Origin of the sequence: Paludibacter sp. 221 (genome assembly GCF_010501035.1) — a bacterium.
GTDB lineage: Bacteria > Bacteroidota > Bacteroidia > Bacteroidales > Paludibacteraceae > QVMH01.
In genome coordinates this window covers 12,974-33,853 of the sequence record NZ_QVMH01000009.1, presented here as the reverse complement: position 1 = coordinate 33,853, position 20,880 = coordinate 12,974, and the positions used below count along the sequence as shown (strand labels likewise).

10 protein-coding genes are annotated in these 20,880 nt (G+C 39.8%); 9 read left to right on the top strand and 1 reads right to left on the bottom strand.

Features of this window, described 5'->3' with window-relative positions; all coding sequences use genetic code 11:
- Window positions 1-86 precede the first annotated feature (86 nt).
- Window positions 87-1,013 (top strand): radical SAM protein, encoded by a 927-nt coding sequence (locus tag D0T49_RS03495; protein ID WP_163629203.1) that lies wholly within the window; start codon window positions 87-89, stop codon window positions 1,011-1,013.
- Between the two features lie 9 nt (window positions 1,014-1,022).
- Window positions 1,023-1,976 (top strand): hypothetical protein, encoded by a 954-nt coding sequence (locus tag D0T49_RS03490; protein WP_163629202.1) that lies wholly within the window; start codon window positions 1,023-1,025, stop codon window positions 1,974-1,976.
- A 421-nt stretch (window positions 1,977-2,397) separates the two neighbouring features.
- Here D0T49_RS03490 and D0T49_RS03485 read toward each other — a convergent pair whose 3' ends face one another.
- On the bottom strand, window positions 2,398-2,721 hold the full coding sequence (locus D0T49_RS03485) for a hypothetical protein (RefSeq protein ID WP_203583415.1): 324 nt from the start codon (window positions 2,719-2,721) through the stop codon (window positions 2,398-2,400).
- Window positions 2,722-3,001: 280 nt separating this feature from the next.
- Between D0T49_RS03485 and D0T49_RS03480 the strand changes: the two genes are divergently transcribed.
- The 7 genes from D0T49_RS03480 (at window position 3,002) to D0T49_RS03450 (ending at window position 20,878) form a co-directional block, all read left to right on the top strand.
- Window positions 3,002-4,930 carry a hypothetical protein gene (locus D0T49_RS03480; RefSeq protein WP_163629201.1) on the top strand — a complete coding sequence of 643 codons (1,929 nt, stop codon included), beginning with the start codon at window positions 3,002-3,004 and terminating at the stop codon, window positions 4,928-4,930.
- Window positions 4,931-5,000: 70 nt separating this feature from the next.
- Complete coding sequence (locus D0T49_RS03475) at window positions 5,001-7,730, top strand: hypothetical protein (protein ID WP_163629200.1); 2,730 nt, start codon at window positions 5,001-5,003, stop codon at window positions 7,728-7,730.
- 79 nt (window positions 7,731-7,809) lie between these two features.
- Entirely contained in the window at window positions 7,810-8,436 is a 627-nt protein-coding gene (locus tag D0T49_RS03470; RefSeq protein ID WP_163629199.1) for a hypothetical protein, read from the top strand.
- Window positions 8,437-8,503: 67 nt separating this feature from the next.
- A complete protein-coding gene (locus D0T49_RS03465; protein ID WP_163629198.1) occupies window positions 8,504-8,941 on the top strand; it encodes a hypothetical protein in 438 nt (145 codons plus the stop codon).
- A 27-nt stretch (window positions 8,942-8,968) separates the two neighbouring features.
- The gene (locus D0T49_RS03460) at window positions 8,969-9,484 is read left to right on the top strand and encodes a hypothetical protein (RefSeq protein WP_163629197.1); all 516 of its coding nucleotides are present in this window, start codon (window positions 8,969-8,971) and stop codon (window positions 9,482-9,484) included.
- 34 nt (window positions 9,485-9,518) lie between these two features.
- Window positions 9,519-10,541 carry a hypothetical protein gene (locus D0T49_RS03455; RefSeq protein WP_163629196.1) on the top strand — a complete coding sequence of 341 codons (1,023 nt, stop codon included), beginning with the start codon at window positions 9,519-9,521 and terminating at the stop codon, window positions 10,539-10,541.
- 2 nt (window positions 10,542-10,543) lie between these two features.
- A complete protein-coding gene (locus tag D0T49_RS03450; RefSeq protein ID WP_163629195.1) occupies window positions 10,544-20,878 on the top strand; it encodes a hypothetical protein in 10,335 nt (3,444 codons plus the stop codon).
- Window positions 20,879-20,880: the final 2 nt, after the last annotated feature.

The following is a 20,880-nucleotide window of genomic DNA, read 5'->3' as shown; positions in this document are numbered from 1 at the left end:
CAGCATAACCGAATTGTTGATGAAGAAAATATGCGTTGTAAAAATAACTTTGTCTATAGCAGGGAGCAGCATCCTGAATTGTATAAATGAGAGTAGGATTAATAGATGTAGACGGGCATAATTTTCCGAATCTTGCTTTGATGAAAATATCTGCTTATCATAAACAGAAAGGAGATAGTGTAGATTGGTACTCGTGGCTAAATGGGAGTTATTATTATGACATAGTTTATATGAGTAAGGTTTTTACATTTACTCCTGACTATGAACATCCTATAGCATCTATACACGAAATAAAAGGCGGAACAGGATATGGGAGATATGAGAGTTTGCCGGAATACATAGAAAATACCCAGCCTGATTATTCAATTTATCCCATATCAAAGTGGTATGATGCTAAAACGGCTTATGGTTTTCTTACCCGTGGATGTATACGAAAGTGTACATGGTGTATTGTTCCACAGAAAGAGGGGTATATAAGAACCGTATCGGATATTTATAGAGTTGCAAATGGATTCAATAAAGCGATATTGCTTGATAATAATATTCTTGCAAGTAAAGATTGTATCAAACATTTGAATGATATAATTGAATCCGGTTGTAAGGTTGATTTCAATCAGGGATTAGATAGCCGGTTGGTAACAGATGAAATTGCAGAATTACTGTCGAGAATAAAGTGGATACGGTATATACGTTTTGCTTATGATACAGAACAGCAATTACTCCCACTATTGTCAGCCCTGCATAAACTCAATAAATATGGCATTGATAATTCGAAGGTATTCGTGTATTGCCTGTTGAAGAGCTTGAATGATAGTTATGAAAGATTGAATAAAGCAAAAGAATTAAGAGTATCTCCTTTTGCACAGCCGTACAGAGATTTTACAAACAACCAGATTATTCCTCAATGGCAACAGGATATGGCTCGATGGTGCAATCATAAAGCTACTTTTAAAAGTGTGGATTTTAAAGATTATCAACCACGCAAAGGATTTTATTGTAGAGAATATTTCTAAAACAAGATTGTGTTCGATAAGATAACGATACGTGCTGCGGTAAGCGATGATGAAAGTGTGCATCTGGCACGTCTTCATCGTTTGCATGTTTGGACGAATGAAAGCGGAACTCTATCGGAATACCGGAGCAGTGAGTATTCTAAACTTACAGGCGTGGAGGTTAGAATAGTACGCGGGAAAGTTACTATAAAAACGAGCTTGCACAAGTTTTGGAATGAAAGGAGCTTTGGGAAATTACGAAATGATAATATGTTTACCATATCGGAAGCTAAGGCCGCTTTTGAGATGCTGCTATTTGAAAACGGACTGACAGCATATAAAACAAGGGTGGTACAGTTTGAATTAGGGTTGAACCTGAACGTGAGTTACGACCCGCTATCATTTATTGAACTGGTGAAATATATATCGCTCCGGGATAAAATCATGTTCATTGATGCTAACTATCGGATAAACCGTCAAAAGACGACGCTAAAGCATAAAGATATACGGAAATACTTTAAGATATATGATAAAGGCTGGGAGATGATGGATAAAAAGCGCATCCCGGCCAAACCTATCGATGGAGAGGCTTTGAAAATACTACGAGTAGAGACAGTGTATAAACGCCATAATGAGAGGGCGGATTCGTTCTTTTCAGACCAGAATATAAACCGGCTTGTGAAGTGGTTTTATGTGGATTGGAAAGACTTATTTTTTATGCGGACGGTACGTGCCGATAAAGGCGCGCGAAAAAGCGAAATAGAGCGTGCCGAATTGATTATTAATATGGGTGCGGAGGAATACCTTGAAAAAGCAAAAAGCGAGTTGGAGGAAGGATTAATAACGCCTAAACAGTATAGAACCATCCGTGAGTTTGTGCGTGACTACGAGGATAGCCACGCTCGGTTTAAGACGATTATTTCGCCACAGGAAAAGGAATATAAGGAGCTTTTAAGTAAGCAATACAATATAGCAAAACAATAAATAATTTACGAAAATTCAGCAAAAATCTGCGAAATGCCGATAAGGGCATGCTTAAAGTATTGAAAATCAGAATAGGTAAAAATACATCCTTTAAAAATCAGGGAGTTATATAAAAATTTGGCTACATATAAGAGCCAAATTTTTTTTTGTCCAAGTATGAATGATTTTTTTTGATTTCCGGCAGCTTGTCCTATACTTCCCGAAAGGAAGCGGAATGTTAATTTCGCTTTCAAGGGAAGAAACTGTTTTATTATTTAGAATTAAGAAGTAGGAATTAAGAAGTAGGAATCGGTCTGTTGGTTGATATTCAGGTGCTTGGTTGTTTGGTTTGATAAATGATAAGCTCCGGATTATCTAAAATAGAGGGAAATAGATGTTTCAGTTACTGGTTACTAGCTACTAGTGATTAGGGAATAGTTTATTATTCAAACAGCTCATTTACTTTATCCATGCTTTCTTTAACTGCCTTGGTTGTTTCTTCGTCGAACGATAGTTTATTCTCTGTCTGCTTTGGTAAGACATAGGGAAGAAGTTTGGTGATGATGTTAATCTTTTCGTTTACCTCCAGCGTTTTGAAGTTCTTTTCAAATTCTTTCAAGTTGTCACCTACAAACTTGTTAAGCCAGCTACGCATCTCTGCAGTAGTTTTGTTGGGTGTGCCTTTCTTCCTTCCTCCTGTTTTTTCCCTTTTCTTTTTGACTACTGTTGTTTCATCCGCAGAGGGAGTTATCTCTTTCTTTGCCATAGTTGTATATATGATTGGATATTTTAAAAGAGACTAAATTACAAAGATGATTGTTGAGAAATAGCCGACTTAAGATTAATGATAAAATAAATTCTCATCTTGGGCAAAATAGCAACTCAAAAAAGCGCAATTTTGAGTTTATTTTGAGTTTATGCAAGAAACCCGCAGGAATATACAAGCCTACCAACGAAAGTACAGCAAAACGGCGCAAAATGCGAAAAGGAAGCAACGCAGAGCAGACCTAGAGGATAGTGATATAAAACACGAATCAAACCTTTTGATGTCTGCCTACAACTGCTGGCTATCGATGGCGCAGTGGCGCACAGATATACGCCGGAACGAAGAATTTGTTTTTGGCGACCAATTTTCGGACCGTGTGTATGACGCAAAGAAGCACCGTATCGTGACAGAGCGTGCCTTGCTTGTAGAGCAGGGCTTGCAACCTAGCCAGTATAACATCATCCGGAATGTATTACGCACAATTGTAGGTGTTTGGAGTTCGAACAAGACACTCCCATCCTGTATAGCACAAAAAGACGAGAACCAAGCGGAGAGCGAAGTACTTACCGCTACGCTTCATGCCCTGTACCGTAAGAATGAGCTGTGGAAACTGGATATGGCGGAGTTGCTTCAATTGCTTATATCCGGAGTATCCGTGACAAAGAACCATTTCGCAAGCAGAGACGGAGAAAAGGATGTAGTAAACGATTTTATCGACCCCTTTTCTTTCTTCGTGGATAACACAATGAAAGACCCGCGCTATACGGACTGCTCGTTAGTAGGTTATTTTTACGATGTGTCGGCAGATGATATTGTCGGGTTATTCTCCAAAGGCAGTAAAAGCAGGGGTGAGAAACTGCGTCGGCTTTACGGTGGGAGAAGCGAGGAGCGTATTTATGAAATGTCGGAAACATTTACCGACCAGCGTTTGGAGTTGGATTTCTTTGTTCCCGGTACGGAGGCGTATGGCTTATGCAGGGTGATTGAAATATGGCGTAAAGAGAGTAAAGAGTGCTTTTGGATACATGATTACCTGCACGGTACGTATTATCCCGATTTCGAGATAAAAGAATCGGATATTAAAAAGGAAAACGTCCGAAGAATACAGGAACAGGGCGCAATGGGTGTGGATGAGGAAGATATGTTGCTGATAGACTATGAATGGGGTACCGCGAATTTCTGGAAATACTATTTCCTTACACCCTGTGGCGAGGTATTGGATGAGGGGATGAACCCGTATTGGCATGAGATGCCTCCGATTGTGTTTGAGCTGCATGATTTCTTCTGTGGCAAGATATACCCATTTGTCAAAGACCTGATAGATACCAATAAGCAGATAAACCGCCTATCGGCGATTTCGGAGCTGCTGTCGAAGTATAGCGCAAAGTCGCTGCTGTTCATGCCTACCAACTACATAGACGATGAAAATGGTTACGGAATAGAGTATATACAAGATAAAGCGACTGATTACGATTCCGTCATTCCTTATAAACCCGACCCGAGAACACCCCATACTAAACCCGAATATGTAAACACGGTGGCTCAGGCATTTACACCGCTAAACGTGGTTAATATGTATTTGCGCTTATCGGAGAATGTGAGCGGTGTTTACGGGGCATTGCAAGGCCAGCAGCCAACCTCAGGCACTCCTGCGCAAATGTATGCACAGCAAAGCCAAAACTCCGCGACCAGCCTGAACGGTATATTTGAGGCAATCAACTCGTTCCGTGTACGGAGGGATAAGATGAATGTACAGCTGATGCAGCAGTATTACGATGAACGAAGATACATTTTTGATAAAAACTCCGGGAAACGACTACTTTATGACCCACCCAAAGTAAAAAACATTGATGTAGAGATAGCAGTAGTTGAAAATACGGACACGCCTGCATATCGCCTGATGGTAAATGACCTGTTGTTCCAACTGAAGCAATTTGACACCAATAACGTACTTGACTTAAGAGGGATGATAGAAGCAGGGAACCTGCCATTTAAAGACAAGCTACTGGATTATATGAACAAGAGAGAACAGGAAGTGAAAGATGCAGCTATGGCCGGACAGCCAATGGCAGGAGCGCAGCTCCCACCTGAATTGCAGCAGGAATTACAGCAATACCAATTTTCGCCGGAGGTACAGCAGCAGTTATCGAGCTTGCCTCCTGACGTACAGGAAATGATAATGCAACAGGCGGAGGGAGTTGGTGGGTAGCTACTAGTTACTAGCTACCGGTGACTAGTTAAAAATGAAAAATTAGTAAGGGATAGAGAGCAGATAAGTAATGAAAAAAAGCATAGACATACAGGGTATAAGTACAACATCGCTTTATAATGAGGGTGATTGTGCTGAGGCGGTGAATGTGCGAAAGAAAAACGGCGCATTGCATCCGGTTACCCCACGCAAAGTAATAAAGGAGCTAGACCGTAAATATGATATAATTGTAGTTCATAGTAATTCGGATTACGAGAACTGGATAGGTGTAATACTCGAAGCGGAAAAATCAACGATTTATTACAATATAAATAATGTTGCTATCCAAATAGGAAGCGTAAGCGGAAAAATAAACTCCATACAACAGATAGGAAATACCCTTTCATTTGTAACGGAGGATGATATTTATTATGCCCTTTATACAGAAAATGATTATAAACTTATAGGAGTACTCCCGGAACTTCCTGTCATACAGTTTGGTTCTGATGATGCACATTTGTATACAAAGACGGATACTTCGAGTTGGACAGGGGGCGTAAATCCTGATTCAGAAGAAATAGAACTTCATGTAAAGTCACTAGTTTATGGAATCATCAACAAAATAAAGGAGGAAAACGAATCAGTATTGTTTGACGGACATCTGATACGTTATGCTTTCAGGCTGCACGATAACTCTTTAATAAAACATTCACCTCCTATTTTACTGCTTCCCGGTATTGAAAAGGTAAAGCATGAGAGTAAATATAAAGAATTAGAACATGAATTTGGAGGAATACTGGCGGCTAAGTATGCAACTTTGAAGGCTGAATCAGGAGGTAGTAGTGGCGTTTATAGGAATAACCTTAGCGCCACAATTACGGCTTACAGCGTATTGTTGAATTACGATTTATCTACGCTAAATGATTTTAAAGATATAATCAAGTCGGTGGATGTTTTTTTAAGTCCAGCATTAAACTTATCCAACATAGAGAACATACGAAAAGATATACAATCAGGACAAGAACAACCAAACGAGGTTTATCATGAATATTTTTGGACTCCATTTCCACTTATAGCCGAAGGTTATAAAATTGTAAAACATATTCATCCTGTTATAGAAGCCGCCGGCAAATTTGTGAAAACACAAATACCATTAGAGGCCATCAATACTGTTAAGGAAGAATCTCTTTTCTATCATATACGGAGCTTAGAAATAGGTTCGGAAGGTGTTGATGTAAAATTTCCGGATGTAGCAAAAGACCTGATTCCTAATTTAGATAATCTTGTCTATCAAGAACAAATGTCGACAGATAGTTTCAGTCACCATAATATAGGTGCGGGAAATGCATTGATTTATAACAGCAGGCTTCACTTGTCGGATATAAAGACAACGTTTTTCAAAGGATTCAGTCCGGATTACTTCCAATGGAATGGAAACCGTTATAATGATGTTTCGGCAGCGGAAGAATTGTTAACCGTTCCTCGTTATATTGTAGTTGAACTTAACGTTGACAATGTAAAAAAATATGCCATATCCGAATATAAGGCTAATGATAAAGAAGGAGCTTTTTTCAGTGCTTATTTTTCATATCCCGATTCAAGGGCTACACGTTTCTATGTCATAACACGACAAATACCCAATATACTCCGATGTATATTTTCGGAAGAACTAACAGCGCATAATTCACTTAATATATCTTACTTTTTACGTGCAAACTACAAGACACGAAGCACTAATACACCTCAGATTGGGACAATACATCCAATAACAGACTTAGCTTCTATGTTTAAAATACCTTCTGACTTAGACTGGGATAAAATACCAACTTATAAAGAGCAGAATAAAATACGTGTTTCCGAATTAAACAATCCGTTTTATTTTCCAGCTATCAACACTTATATGGCGAGCAATGGTGAAATACTTAACATGGCAGCCAATGTGATGAATGTATCGGACCGTAATTTCGGAATGTATCCATTGTATATAGCGACTACACAAGGATTCTTTATGCTGAGTGTAGGTAGTGGAGAGGTTGTGTATTCTAATGTTACTCCATCTTCGTCGCGGGAAGTACCTGTTTTGGGTTTGCTATGCCCCACGCCTTACGGAATTGCTTTTGTAGGGCAGCGCGGTATTTATATTATCAACGGCAACGAAACGACATGTATTACCTTACCTGTAGAGCAATTTCCTGAAAGTATGGTTTTGGACGGTGATAAAAAGCAACTTGTTTCGTTTCGTGAATATATTAAAACGCTTTCAGCCCTTATTTATAACCCCACGGAGAATGAATTAATCATCGTCAACAAAGATTATGGTTTCAATTATGTGTATTGTTTTGATACCCGGAATATCTATCAATCGACGGAACGGATAGATTACGAAGTGGGTAACACGTATCCTAAATTATTAGTAGCAGAGGGTAACAAGATAAAAGATTACTTCCAGTCGGGTACGAATGTAAGTCATATAGAATTTACGCTTCGTCCTTTATATTTCGGTATCGATGAGGTGAAAAAACTACAACGCGCCATAGTGCGAGGCTTGTTTTACCAAGTCCGGTCCAATTTGCCCGCCAACAAAGCATTCTTAGCATTGTACGGTTCAAACGACGGTGTAAACCATACCTTGTTGCGTGGTTTCGGTATGCCTGCTAACGTGCAGGGACAGGATTACAAAGATTTTGATTTGGGGCTGATGACACGTTCGACCTACAGGAATTACTTTCTGTCGCTAATAGCTGATGTTGATGAAGAAACAGAAATAAGACATATTGACTTTGAGATAGCGGACAGTTATACGAATGATAAGATGAGGTAGTTGCGAGTGGCTATCTAGTAGCTACCGGTGACCGGTGACTAGTAATAAGGATTATAATTAAATATTAAACATTAAAAATATGGCATTACCATTAGCAGCAATACCCGCAATAGCAAATATAGCTCAAACAGCATACGGAGCGGTAAAAGAGGGTGAAGAGAGAAAAAGAATGCAACGTGAACGTAATAAGTGGAACGCGGAAAACGAAGCCTTGTTCAATAAAGATTATTACAGCGATTATCTGCAAACAGCCGAAGCACAAAACGTTATCAGACAGATGCGCGAGAACATGAAAAGGCAATCGAAGGCAGAGCAAAACAATCAGGTTGTAACCGGAGCAACCCCGGAGGTGGCAGCCGCAAATAAGGAAATGCGCAACAGAGCCGTAGCTGATTTGTACGGAAACCTTGCAGCTCGTGGACAGCTCCGTAAAGACCGTGCTCAGGACAGGTACTTGTCACGTAAATACAGTTTACAAGGATTAGAATATGACACATTGGGACAGCAGGCCCAAAGCGCAAACAACATGCTTTATAATGGGATAAAAGGACTTGGAAACGCAGACTGGTCGAGCATCATCAACTTTGGAAACAACAAAGGAAATAATAACGCCATACCCCAAGCGGGTAGTGATGTAAATTATGATTATACCCCATCGGGAGGTAATGGTATTTCAGACCCGAATAACGGCACATCGTTAGCTTGATGGTAGCGGGTGGTTGGTAGCGAATAGCGAGTAGTGATTAGTAAAAATAAATAAAAATACAACTCTTATGAAAGGAAACACAATGGAAGTAAAAAAAGGACTTACACTCATGGAACGGATATCTGAATTTATCAGAGAATTAAAGTTTCACACGAAGGCATCATTCATACTTTATATTGAAGCCATTAAATTAAAGCTGGCGATACACTTGTCAGACATCAAGCAGAAAGCTAAGAACCGACGTTTTTTTGTCATCTCCATGCAGGTGGGAATAAAAGAAAACGGTGATTCCATTATCCGATTGCGCAGTATAGATAATGATGGGTTTAAGTACTGCAAGCGCATGGGATGGCTGCCTAAGCACATGAGTTACCTTGAACTACAACAAAAGTGTTTTTATTCTACTTCTTTATCGAGGAACAACACTCAGACTACCGAAGAAAAGAAAAAAGCGATGGAGAAGTATATACGTTATCAAAAGATGCTGAACAGGGTGAAATTATAATGTTTAATTATTAATTGTCAATTATTAATGATACTGTTTTTTATATATACGCACGACCTTATACAGCAGCTGGTGAAGCAGGAAACAAGTTTGCTGGCTGAACGCCGTTTTACGGAACTTAAAGACGGAAGCAAAGAAAGCCTTTTTGATAAGCTGGTAATGGACGAGGAATATGATGTATTATTCCGGCGTCTTTTCGGTGAGGCACATGCAGATATAATAACAAAGATACCTGTTAATTATTTAGCAGATACTCCTACCGACTTAGAACCTGTATATCGGGAGTTCCCGGATTTCAGCGTTGACCGTGATTTCAACCTTTATCTTGAGATGCACAATGATTTTCCGTTGCAGTTCCGAAAAAGTATCGACATAAAGATACAGCAATACCTGATAGATAATATCTGTTACCGATGGCTTGAGACAAAATCGCCAAACGATGCGGCAACCTATTATTCACGGTTGGATAAAGCTATCGAGGATATAAAGAGTTTGCTTATCCGGAGAACAACTCCATTGAGACGCAAACCGAGTTTCCCGTAACCAGCTACTCGTGATTAGTTTAAAATAATGAATTATGGCAGAAGAAAAAAAACAATCATACAACCAATACGAACAGCAGATAGAAGAAATGCCCGCATTTAATTACAACCAGTTTGTAAGCGATTGGAAAGAAGGGGGTAAACCTATCGTTGAGGCGATAATGAGTAATTATAGCAAGCCTGAACCGCAAATTACCCCGGAGCAGGAAAAGCGCGCAAAATTTGCATCGGCGTTGACCGATAGTTTCTCGTCGCTTGCAGAGATGTTCGCGCATGGCCAAGGAGCGCATATCCGTAACAGGGAGGGAAACACCAGTAGCCAGACGACTAATGCCCGGTTGGACGCAATTCGGGATAAGTATAATAATGATTTAACCCGATATCAGACCATGCGGGGCAATGCAGAGATGCAGGACTTCAACCAGATGTTGAAAGCAGCTATGGATGCCCGTGGCGAGAAAAGGCAATGGTTGATGTATAAAGATAGGCAGACGCAAGAAGAAATAGCAAGAGAACAAGACAGGCAAGACAAATTGAACTATCAAAAGAAGGCTTTTGATAACGAAGTGAAGCTTATTAAGGAACGGGCGAGAGCTAATCCTCCTACCAAACCGGGTCCCCGTACAGAATTTTACGTAACACCAAATAAAAATAATACTACAACTACCGCTCCTGTCGTAACTCGCGAATATGGCGAACGGCGGCAATACACTGTTACTCCGGCTGAGAAATCGAACATGATGTCGTACATTATAAAATCCCGTCCGGATTTGTTGAAAAAATACGGTTTACTTATTCAGAAGAAGGTAATGGATGATGATGGACGTAGTGAAATAGTTACAAAATATGCAGACGAAGACAGATTTGTAGATGCTTACCTGCAGGAATATGAGAATGGCACATTAGAAAAGCAAGCGCCCGGGTTTGATATGAATAATTTCATCTGGCGTCCTTTGAGCTATCCACCTCATTTAAACCGTCAGGAGGCATCTTCGACAGTACAACAGAATGTAGAACAGACGACTACCCAAACAGGTAGTACAAATGGCTGGTATTGATTATGAATGAGAATTTGACTAAATTACATAATAATTTAACGTCGCGTGACAGCGGGTTTACCATAAGTTTAGAACAGTTTTCTACTGACATGCAAGATGCAAATAAACGTCGTAGATTGTATGATAACCTAACATCGCGCGATAAGGACTTTACTGTTCCCTATGAGCAATTTTCGGTTGATATGGGTTTCCCGCCAACTAATGAAGCAGCCCCTTATCAGTCGAAAAAACAAGCTGTAGAAAGAGAAAAAGGATTCTGGAATACATGGGCAGGTGATTTGCTGGAGAAATTCGGTGCAGGTGTAGTGAATACAGGTGCAGGACTTTTGAGCATGGTAGAAAAAGCAGCAGAAGGTTCGAGAATACCAATTACCATGGGAGGAGATTATATTCCCGACCACGTGATGAATAGTGTTATAGCAGGAGAATATAAGCAGGAGAATTTAGGGTTAGGCAATAAATTGCAAGAGAAAGGAGCTGAAATATCGCAACGGGCAGACAGGTATGGCACGATGATAGACCCTAAAACGGGTGCAGGACGTAAAGTGCAATATTCCGACCTGTTTAAAGAAGGTAAGATTTTAAGCGGTTTGGGCGAAATTATGTTAACTGCTACAGAATCAGCTCCAACTTCTCTTGTTGCTATGATACCGGGTGCAGGGCTACCACTTATAGTAACTTCTGCTGCAGGGCAAAAATTGAATGAACTGGAGAGTGACCCCGACACAAAAGATATGCCCGAATGGAAAAAGATGCTTAATGCTGCCGTTTCAGGTTCGCTTGAAGGTATAACAGAAAAGTTGGGCGCAAAGGTGGATGCCAAGATGATAGAGCCTTTCCTTTCTAAAATGACGGAAACAACCGTTAAAGGTATACTAAAAAAAGGCGGAATCAACGCACTTATTCAAACCGTAACAGAAGGAGCTGAAGAGGTTGTTTCCCAGTTAGGCGAAAACGCAATAGACGCTGCTACGGGAGTATCGGAAACATACAGGCCATTTGAGGGCGTATTGGATGCTTTTGTATATGGTGCCGGAGGAGGCGCTCAGTTCGGCGGTGTTACTGCCGGAACATCCGCTTATCGTGCCGGAGACTTAGCACGACGGAACCGGAAACAAAACACTATACTTGAAAATATAGTAAATCCTGTATTACCGGAAAACTTTGATTTTGACAATGTAAATAACTATGTATATTCAAAGATTACTTTTGTTGAAGCTAAAAGGGCGATGGATGAAGCATTGCAAGATACCGGTTTCACATTTAATCCTGATGTAGCGGGCTTGGTGATTGAGGACCAAAAGCAGATTGTATCTCAAGTATTGCAAGATGAATCTTTGTCGACTGACCAAAAAGAGGCTATCGTTAATTATATAGCTACAGCTGCGTTGGAGAAGCAGTTGCAGGCTGCCCGTCAGAATTTAATCAATGAGAATTTAATTAGCGCGGAGCAGCAATTGAAAAATTCCGTGAACCAAAAAACCGGAACATTAGTGTCGGCCAATATATTGGGAGACGAAAATGCTCAGGGAGTTTTTATAACTGGAGGAGTGACCTTGGGTATTGATGAAAATAACGAAATTAATCCTTATGTTGTTGATGTTGAAAATTCGGATGAAGCAATTTATTACTTTGATAAAGCTGGTAAGGTGCAGGTTACAACAGCCGAGAATGTGGAGATTGTCGACCAAAGTAGCTTAGAAGATAGTATAGCGCAATTACATGACCGGTATAGCCAAGAGAATGAACAACAAGAGGCTTATATAAATAGCTCCGTACGCGATTATTTCGCACAAGTTCCGAAAAATGACGCTGAGGTTGGAGATATGGTAGAACAGCCGGATTTTACGAATGAAGAAAGAGCTGACAACTTGTTTCCAGATAAAACAATAGAAGAACTAAACGAGCAACTATTGCAGATAAATGGCGCGTTGGAATCGGGCGTATTGAGTGAACAGCAAGAAAATGAGCTGATTCAATTAGAAGAGGAGATACAGTCGGAGTTAGCATTGCGGGAAAGCGTCCGAGAAAAAGAAGTTTTGGAACAATCAGGTGTTGTTAGAGAAGAATCATTATCCCCTATTGAAATTATACGGCAATCGGCACCCAAGCAAGAAAATGGTGAAATAGACTATGATGCATTACTAGAAAAGAGTCCGCAAGCATTTGCTACGCTTTATGAGAGTGAGGAAGGAACGGCAGAAACAATAAAAGAATTGCTTTCAGTTGCAGAGGTTATCAACAATAAGATAGCTTCCGCACAAAAAAAACTAGGAAAAGCAGATTCAATAAATCAACGGAAAGCTGCTCGTACGGAGATTGCAGAATTACAAAACAAGAAGAATAGCATTGATGGAGTTATTGGGGTACTGAGGGAAACCCCTAAAGAAAGTCAAGAATCAAGCACCGAGAGTCAGGAAATAAAAGAAGGCTTGTCGGCAGAGTTGGAGGATGCAAACATTGAAAACAAACCGGTTGAAAATCAGGAAGCACAAACAGCCCAAGAAGCTATTCCGGTTGAAGTTCCAAAGGATGGTGATAATTTCTCCCCCGTGGACTTAGAAAACAGGTTGAATGATTATTTTGATACAGTAGATAAGCGTACATGGAGGGAAGGGACGTTGTTTGAAGGTAGAGATGATATACTAGCTAAAAAGGGGAATTATGTATTGTCTATAAAACCAACGAAAAGCGGTTACCATGTGTCTCTTGGCGAACATGGTATTGGAGTTGACAATACATCCCGACGGATGGAAATAGAATCTTGGTTTCCCGGAACAGAAGAGGAATTGATGAAAAGTATAAATCATGCAATTGAGATTATTGATATTGAGAATCAGGGACCAAGAGTTGATAGTCAGGAATCTTTCTCTAATCCTTCCACAGCAGAGGATATTAATGCTCCTACAGACAATAAATTTACCGGAGATATAATTGAGTTTGCCCAAAATATAGCTAAAAATAATGAGATAAGAGAAGCAGAAGAACAGGTTAATACCAATCCTACCGAAGCGCAAAAAGAAGCAGGAAATTATAAGAAAGGTCATGTAGATATACAGGGGTTTGATGTAACCATAGAAAATCCTAAAGGTTCTGTGCGTTCGGGTGTGGATGAAAATGGGACTCAATGGAGTGTAACCATGCAGAATGACTACGGATATATTCGCGGCACAAAAAGCAAGGACGGTGAGCAGATAGATGTGTTTATTGGTCCTAATCCGATGAGTGATACGATTTATGTAGTTGACCAAGTTGCCCCTGTTCAGAGCCAAGAGTCAGGAACCAGGAATCAAGACTTTGTATTTGATGAGCATAAGGTGATGATTGGTTTTAATTCGTTGGAAGAAGCGAGAGAGGCTTATTTGTCTAATTATGAAGATGGTTGGCAGGGTTTAGGTGATATAACTCCAACCGATGTAGAAACGTTTAGGAAATGGGCTGAAATGGACGGCAGGCGAATAAAGCCGTTTGTGGAGTATATTTCTATTCAGAACCAAGAACCAAGAACTAAGAGTCAAGAACCTGATAAATCGGCCGAAAATATTCGTTTTCAGAACGTCAGGGAAGATTGGCGTGATGGGCATGCAGCTTCGAGTATGGGATATGAATCACTACAAGAGGCTTTGGATAATGGAGATGAATTTAATCTATCGGAAGTAGTAAGAGGTTTTCATAATCAGCCTGATAATTATTTTGACACAAGAGTAGGGGCTAAATACTACTCTTATGATACAACAGCAGGGCATGAAAGCCTTACAGCTATTAACAATGTAAAAAGAGCAATAAATGCAGGAAAGAATCTTTCTGAAATTACTATTACTGCATATAGGGCAATTCCAAAGGATATTGATGTTGATAAATTAAAACAATATGACTGGGTTACATTTTCCGAATCATATGCACAACAGCACGGAGAGCATCGGTTTGGAGAAGGTGAATATAAAATTATAAAAGAAGAAGTTCCTATTCGCTATGTATGGTGGGATAGTAACGATATAAATGAGTGGGGATATGACAACACGAATGAAATTCGTTTTCAAAACACTTCTTCTATTCAGAAGTCTTCAACAGTTTTCACTCCTATATCGAGAGAGATGTTTGATTCTCTTATTGAGCAATTAAAACAAACTGGCTTGGCAAAGGATGTTGTGACAGATAAAGGGGAGTTTGATAGAAAATTAATGGAGTTGTCCGGTAAAAAGAATAGTTCTCGTGTCAGAGCCATGTTTTACCATAATCCGAAAATAGAGACAGAAAGTGCACAGGAATTAATAGACTTTGTCAAAGAACGGTATAACAATGGAAATGAATATGTAGATGCGGTTTATCGTGGACAGCCTATTTCAATCAGAATGAATAAAGACCATTCTTGGAACTTTAATCGAAATTCGGATAGTAGTGTTCATAACCTATCTCTGGTGAATGTTAAGGATAATTCGGCAGTGGGTTATTCAGATAAAACAGGAGTTATAAGAAAACAGGTTGACAATATCAAAGAGTGGGAAGATGCTGCGAACGAAATTATTGACTTTTTAGCTGCTGTAGAAGAAATAAGCGACCTTGATACGGATTGGAGAACATTGCTGAATGTTCAGTTCATGAAATATCCGAATGGTACGGTTTACGGTTTTGTTACGTCTGATGGTGTAGTTTACCTGAATCCGGAGCGAATGAACGCTAATACTCCTATCCATGAGTTCGGGCATTTGTGGAATAGTTTTACGAAAGAGAATAATTCGGAATTGTATAAAAAAGGAGCTGAACTGATAAAAGACAGCGAGTACTGGAAGCGGGTAAATGAAAATCCGGTTTATAGTAATCTTTCGGAAGAAGGTAAGGTAGATGAGGCATTGGCTATGGCCATTGGAGATAAAGGGGCGTTGTTAGTACAAAGGGAAAAGGGAAAAGGGAAAAGTAACTTTAATAAATTAAGAGAGTGGCTGAATGAGGTGTGGGGATGGATAAAAGCCAAGCTGAATATATCATCTGACATTAAGCTTGAGGATATGACCTTAGAGGATTTTACGGATTTGGCTGTGGGTGAATTGTTGGGTGGAGAAAAGATTGTAGAGAGTCAAGAGTCAAGAATCAAGAGTCAAGAATCAGTAGATAAAGAGCAAGATAATAATTTGGAAAATCCGCAAAAAAACAGTATATTTGTAAACGATGAAACAACCGCACAACAAGAAGACTCCGACATTCCACTCGGAAGCCGAAAGACTGAACTACGAAGGGGCAATGAAAACTCTTTCGGAACGGGTCTTACCTCTCGACTTAGAAAAGGTACAGGAGGAAATTCTTCGCAACTCCCGATAACAAAAAGACAGGACGTTGAAAAACGTATTGCTGTTGACTTTGCCAAAGAACAAGGTTTTTGGATTGACGACTTGTACTCGCTCGGTATGCCTATGCGTGGCGGGGGCAATGAAAACACCTTAGCCATTGACGCAGAAACGGGAGCAATCTACAAATCAAACAACCTTATGAACTCGAATATGCTTGTTTCGCAACTACTGGAACAGGTGGAGGCGCATAACAGTATATTTCCGATGGATGCATACTCCATAGAGGGAGTAACCGGATATGATTTTGGAGCGAATAGCATTCCTATTGTTGAAGTAGTGCTAAAACAGGATTATGTGCCGGATGCTGTTGAAGCTACACAAGAAGATATTGACGGATTTATGCAGTCAAAAGGTTATACAAAAATCAATGACACGACCTTTACTAATGGGAAATACATTGTATCCGACCTTCATCCGCGTAATGTATTGAAAGATGTAAACGGATTTATCCATGTTATTGATGATATTATTCGTCCGGCTACAGAAGCGAGGTTGCAGGAAATATCGGAAATGGATGCTGTCAGGCAAAATAGCATTGATAACGGCACTTTCATGCTTGCTCCCAATGGGAAACCTACTAATTTGAATGAAAGACAATGGCTGCAAGTACGGACTACTAATTTTAAAAAATGGTTTGGTGACTGGGAAAACTCTCCTGAAACCGCAAGCAAGGTGGTGGACGCAAATGGTGAGCCGTTGGTGGTATATCATGGAACAAATAATACAGAAGTAAAACAAGTTTGGAATGAAAAGACAAAGGATTATAACACTTTGCACAGTGATTTTACCATCTTCAAAAACACTTATGATGAGCAAAGCGGGCATTTTTTTAATAGCGAATTTGACAACGCAGGCGGTTATGGAAGTACGGTGTATGAAACATTTTTAAATTTAAGAAATCCTTTAGTGATAGACGCAAAAGGTTCTCATTTCAGTGACATCGAGCATAATGGAGAATGGAAAGATACTTATGAATGGGCTGAATATGCGAGAAAAAGCAGAAAAGATGGTGTTATTTTCAACAACGTAAGTGATGGTGTTGATTATGGAGATTTAGCGACTCCCACGAACGATTACGTTGCCTTTGCAGCTAACCAAATAAAATCGGCTACTGATAATACAGGAGGATTTAACCCTGCCGATAATGATATTCGTTATCAGGTGGATGGGGAAAAGCCCCAATACTCTCCGGATAAAAGTATTGGTGAGTTTGCCAAAGAGATAAATGAATGGAATAAGAAAATAGCAAGTATTGAAAAGAAAAAAGATGCTCTTCGGAAGGCTCATTTAAAAAAAGAAATCAGCAATAGTGAATTTGCCCAAAAAGCAGATAGCTTGTCAGCAGAAAAGAGTTCAGCAGAAAAGCAAGTAGAGGCACTAGAAAAAGAAAGAAACGAAAGAATAGTTCCTCCGGAAATAGAATCGGGCGAATCATTACTTGACTATTCGGTACGAATAAATGCCTGGCGAAATAATATCGCAAATGAAATCAGCGAAATAACCAAGGAGCTCAATACCGCAAATGTAGCGCTGAAAAAGCTACGATATAAGCGCAATGCCATTGCAAGAAAAGTAGGTGATATAAACGAAATCGGAGGCAATAAGGCAGAGATATTGGAACGTACCCGGAAGACAGCTCATGAATTGGAAAGTTATATCAGGAATAATCTGAATAACGAATTGGCTGATTGGATGGGGTTGGGAGAATTACGCAGCTTATTGGCCGGTTTGAATAATCCGACAAGCAAAAAGGATGTAGAGGCAGCCATGCTTGCGGTTGACAGAACGTTGAACAGCATAGAAACCCGCAAGAACCGCCGGACACTGAATGCATTATTAAATACCAAAATACTTGATTGGAATAAGAAAGGTGTATCCATAGCAAAAACGGTTGACGATGATACGCGGCGTTCAGTAGAATATATACGGACTAATCAGTATTTGTCTGAAGCAGAGGTACATGAGCGTATCGCAGAAATAGAAAGCAATGCGGAGAATGGCATTCTATCACCGGAAGATACACAAACGCTTGGAAGTTTAGAAATTATCCGCCTATTGTCTGCCATTAATGTAGGGCATAACAATGTACGTCAGATAGATGATGAGATACGCCGGGCAAATGTGGAAGCCACACAGCAGATAGAGCAACTTAAAAAAGAAGACCCGGTAAACAACAAGGCGCTAAAAGCCGCTTACAGACACCGCAGGAATATTATACAATCGCTACAACAAGAACGTGTTGCGGAGCAACAATATACGAATAAGGCGTATGATAATGTTATCAATGAGTTGAACTCTCTGATAAATACCGGCAAGAGTAAATTAATAGAGCAAAAAGAGCATGAGCTTAAACGAAGAAATGAGATAGCACGCGAATCTATTGAGGCGGTATACGACAAAGAAATAAAAACGCAGGCTCAGGATAAAGAACTATCAAATTGGGAGCGTGTAAAAGATATTTTGGCTCATAATAAAGTAAAAGAGTTTTTATTGTCACCGCTCGGTAGTTTTAATTTTATGTTGAAAAGCCTAGACCGAAATCATCCCATAGGGGCCGGCTCTATGTATGAACGTTGGATGAAAGGGAAAGAAGGAGCGTTGCAAGCAGAAATAAATTTTGAAAAAGGCTGGCGTTCTTTTAAAGAGGAGGTTGCAAAAAAAGCAGAAGAAATATTCGGTGAGAAATTTTACCAAGTAATAAATGATAGCCGGAAAGATAGCGGAGCTGCTGTAACTTATAAGACATTTGAAAAAGAAGGTGAAAATGGAGAGCTAGTTCCCGTAACAACAACCGCTTCTATGACCAAGGGCGAGTTACTGTATATTTACATGACATGGAAGCAAGCAGAGGGACGTGAAAAACTGCGAAACATGCTTATCGACGAAGCAGTTATTGACGAAATAAAAGAAACGCTGGGAGATAAATATATTGCGTTTGCCGATTGGGTACAAAGTGAATTTTTACCATCGAGACGTACGAAATACAACGATACACATAAGCGTGTATTTTTCACATCGATGGCAGCAGTTGAAAATTATTTTCCGTTGAAATATAATGAGAAAGATATTTCCAAGCCGGTAGAGATAGGACGGGAACTGGATTTTGGTTTGCCGAGCACTATGACAGGGGCAATTATAGGGCGTAAAAGGAACAAGAACGAAATAGCTTTGAATGCTAACGCCTTTGATATACTTATGCAGAATGGGCATGAAATGGAAGAGTGGAATGCTTACGCGCGCTTGCGTAAAGATATGAACTCCTTATTGAGCAATAAGCATTTCAGGAACCTTGTAGATGCCAACGACAGAACGGCTTTTGAAAAATTCAAAGATAGTGCACGAATAGCCCTTAAGGCAAAAAGAGATAAAGTATTGGACCCTGAAAGCTGGGCAGGACGATTTAACAGTAAATTGGCCGGAGCGGCAATTGCGTTCCGAATAAATACGGCTTTCAAGCAAATTCTTTCTTACCCTGCATTTATGGCTTATTCAGCTAACCCGGTATATCAGGCCAGATTGATATCTAATCTTAACCCTTACATGCTTTACCGGAACTACCGATGGGCGTTAGACCATTTACCGGGGTTTAAAGAGCGGGTAAGCTCAGGAGCATTTGGAAACGAAAAATTGCTATCTGATGGGTGGCAGAATAGCGAACAAGCAGCAGGAAAGCAAAAGATATTAGGAAAAGCAGGCGTTAAGGCAGATGATTTCTTTAATGTACTGACTAAAATAGGTATGAAGCCGAATCAATTTATAGACGGTTTGGCCATATCGGCAGGAGGAAGAGCCATTTACGACTATAAAAAAAGCATTTATAAGAAACAAGGATTAACAGAAGAGGAGGCTAACGAACGCGCCCTGTTTGATGCTGCAATAGCAGGAAATGAGAGCCAGCAATCTGCTATGGATGTATTTCTATCGCCTATACAAAAATCAGAAACACTTTGGGCGCGAGGATTAACTACCTTTATGAATGCTAACTTCGGATACTTACGTAAACAAGTAGAAGGAGTGTTACAATTAGCCCGAAGTAAAAAACAATACGAAGCACTTGTGCGAAAGAATCTTGAAGCCGGCATGAATGAGGAAGCAGCCAAAAGCAATGCTTTAAAAACAGTGTTGAATGCGGATGGAAAAGCGGTATTGAATGCCGTTATGTTTGGTGTGATGCTAAATACGATTTGGCAGCTTGCGGAAAAAGCATTGTGGGGAACGGGAGATGATGACGATGAAAAGAAAGCAGAAATAATAAAAGCAATAGCTACTTCTCCTATAGATAATATACTTGGTGGTAGTATGATAAGTGCTGTTATAGATGGATTTGAGCCACAGGATTTGATGAGCAGCGAAATAAAGAAAGCTTATAATGAAATAGTAAAAGCTACCAAAGCAGAAGGGTTTATTAGCGAAGAAGTGGCACTTGCTGCAACTAAAACCTTTATTAAGTTCAATACGGGTATTAATTTCGATACATGGAAAAATATATATAACGGCTATGAGAAAGGAATAAAAGAAAAAGGCGGAGCTGCTATGGCTTATCAGTATTTTACGAATGTTCCGCAGAGTATCCGTATAGCAACCGCCCAAAAGATTCAGCAAGGAGAAAGTATCGGGGATTATGCCAAACGAGTTTCGCTGGCATATGACAATGAAAAGCGTTTTGAACGTGAGTTGAAATCCATTATAGATAAATACCTGTTTAGTGATGAGGGCGATATGACCAGATTCAACAATGCTATAGAAGAAGCTAAGGAGTGGCAGGTGTTGGATAAAGGACGTGATAGCCTTTCGGAAGTAGCTAAAAAACGGCTGAAAGAACTGGATGAAAACAAAAAGCAATACAAAAATTTACTGAAGCTTGAAAAAGATGCTGTCAGCGACATAAGGAAGTACCTGAAAGGTCAGAAAAAATATACCGACGACAGGATGGATGCAAAAATCAATACAACAAGAAAGAAGTATGATGAAATAGTTGATGCGTTGGAGTAAGA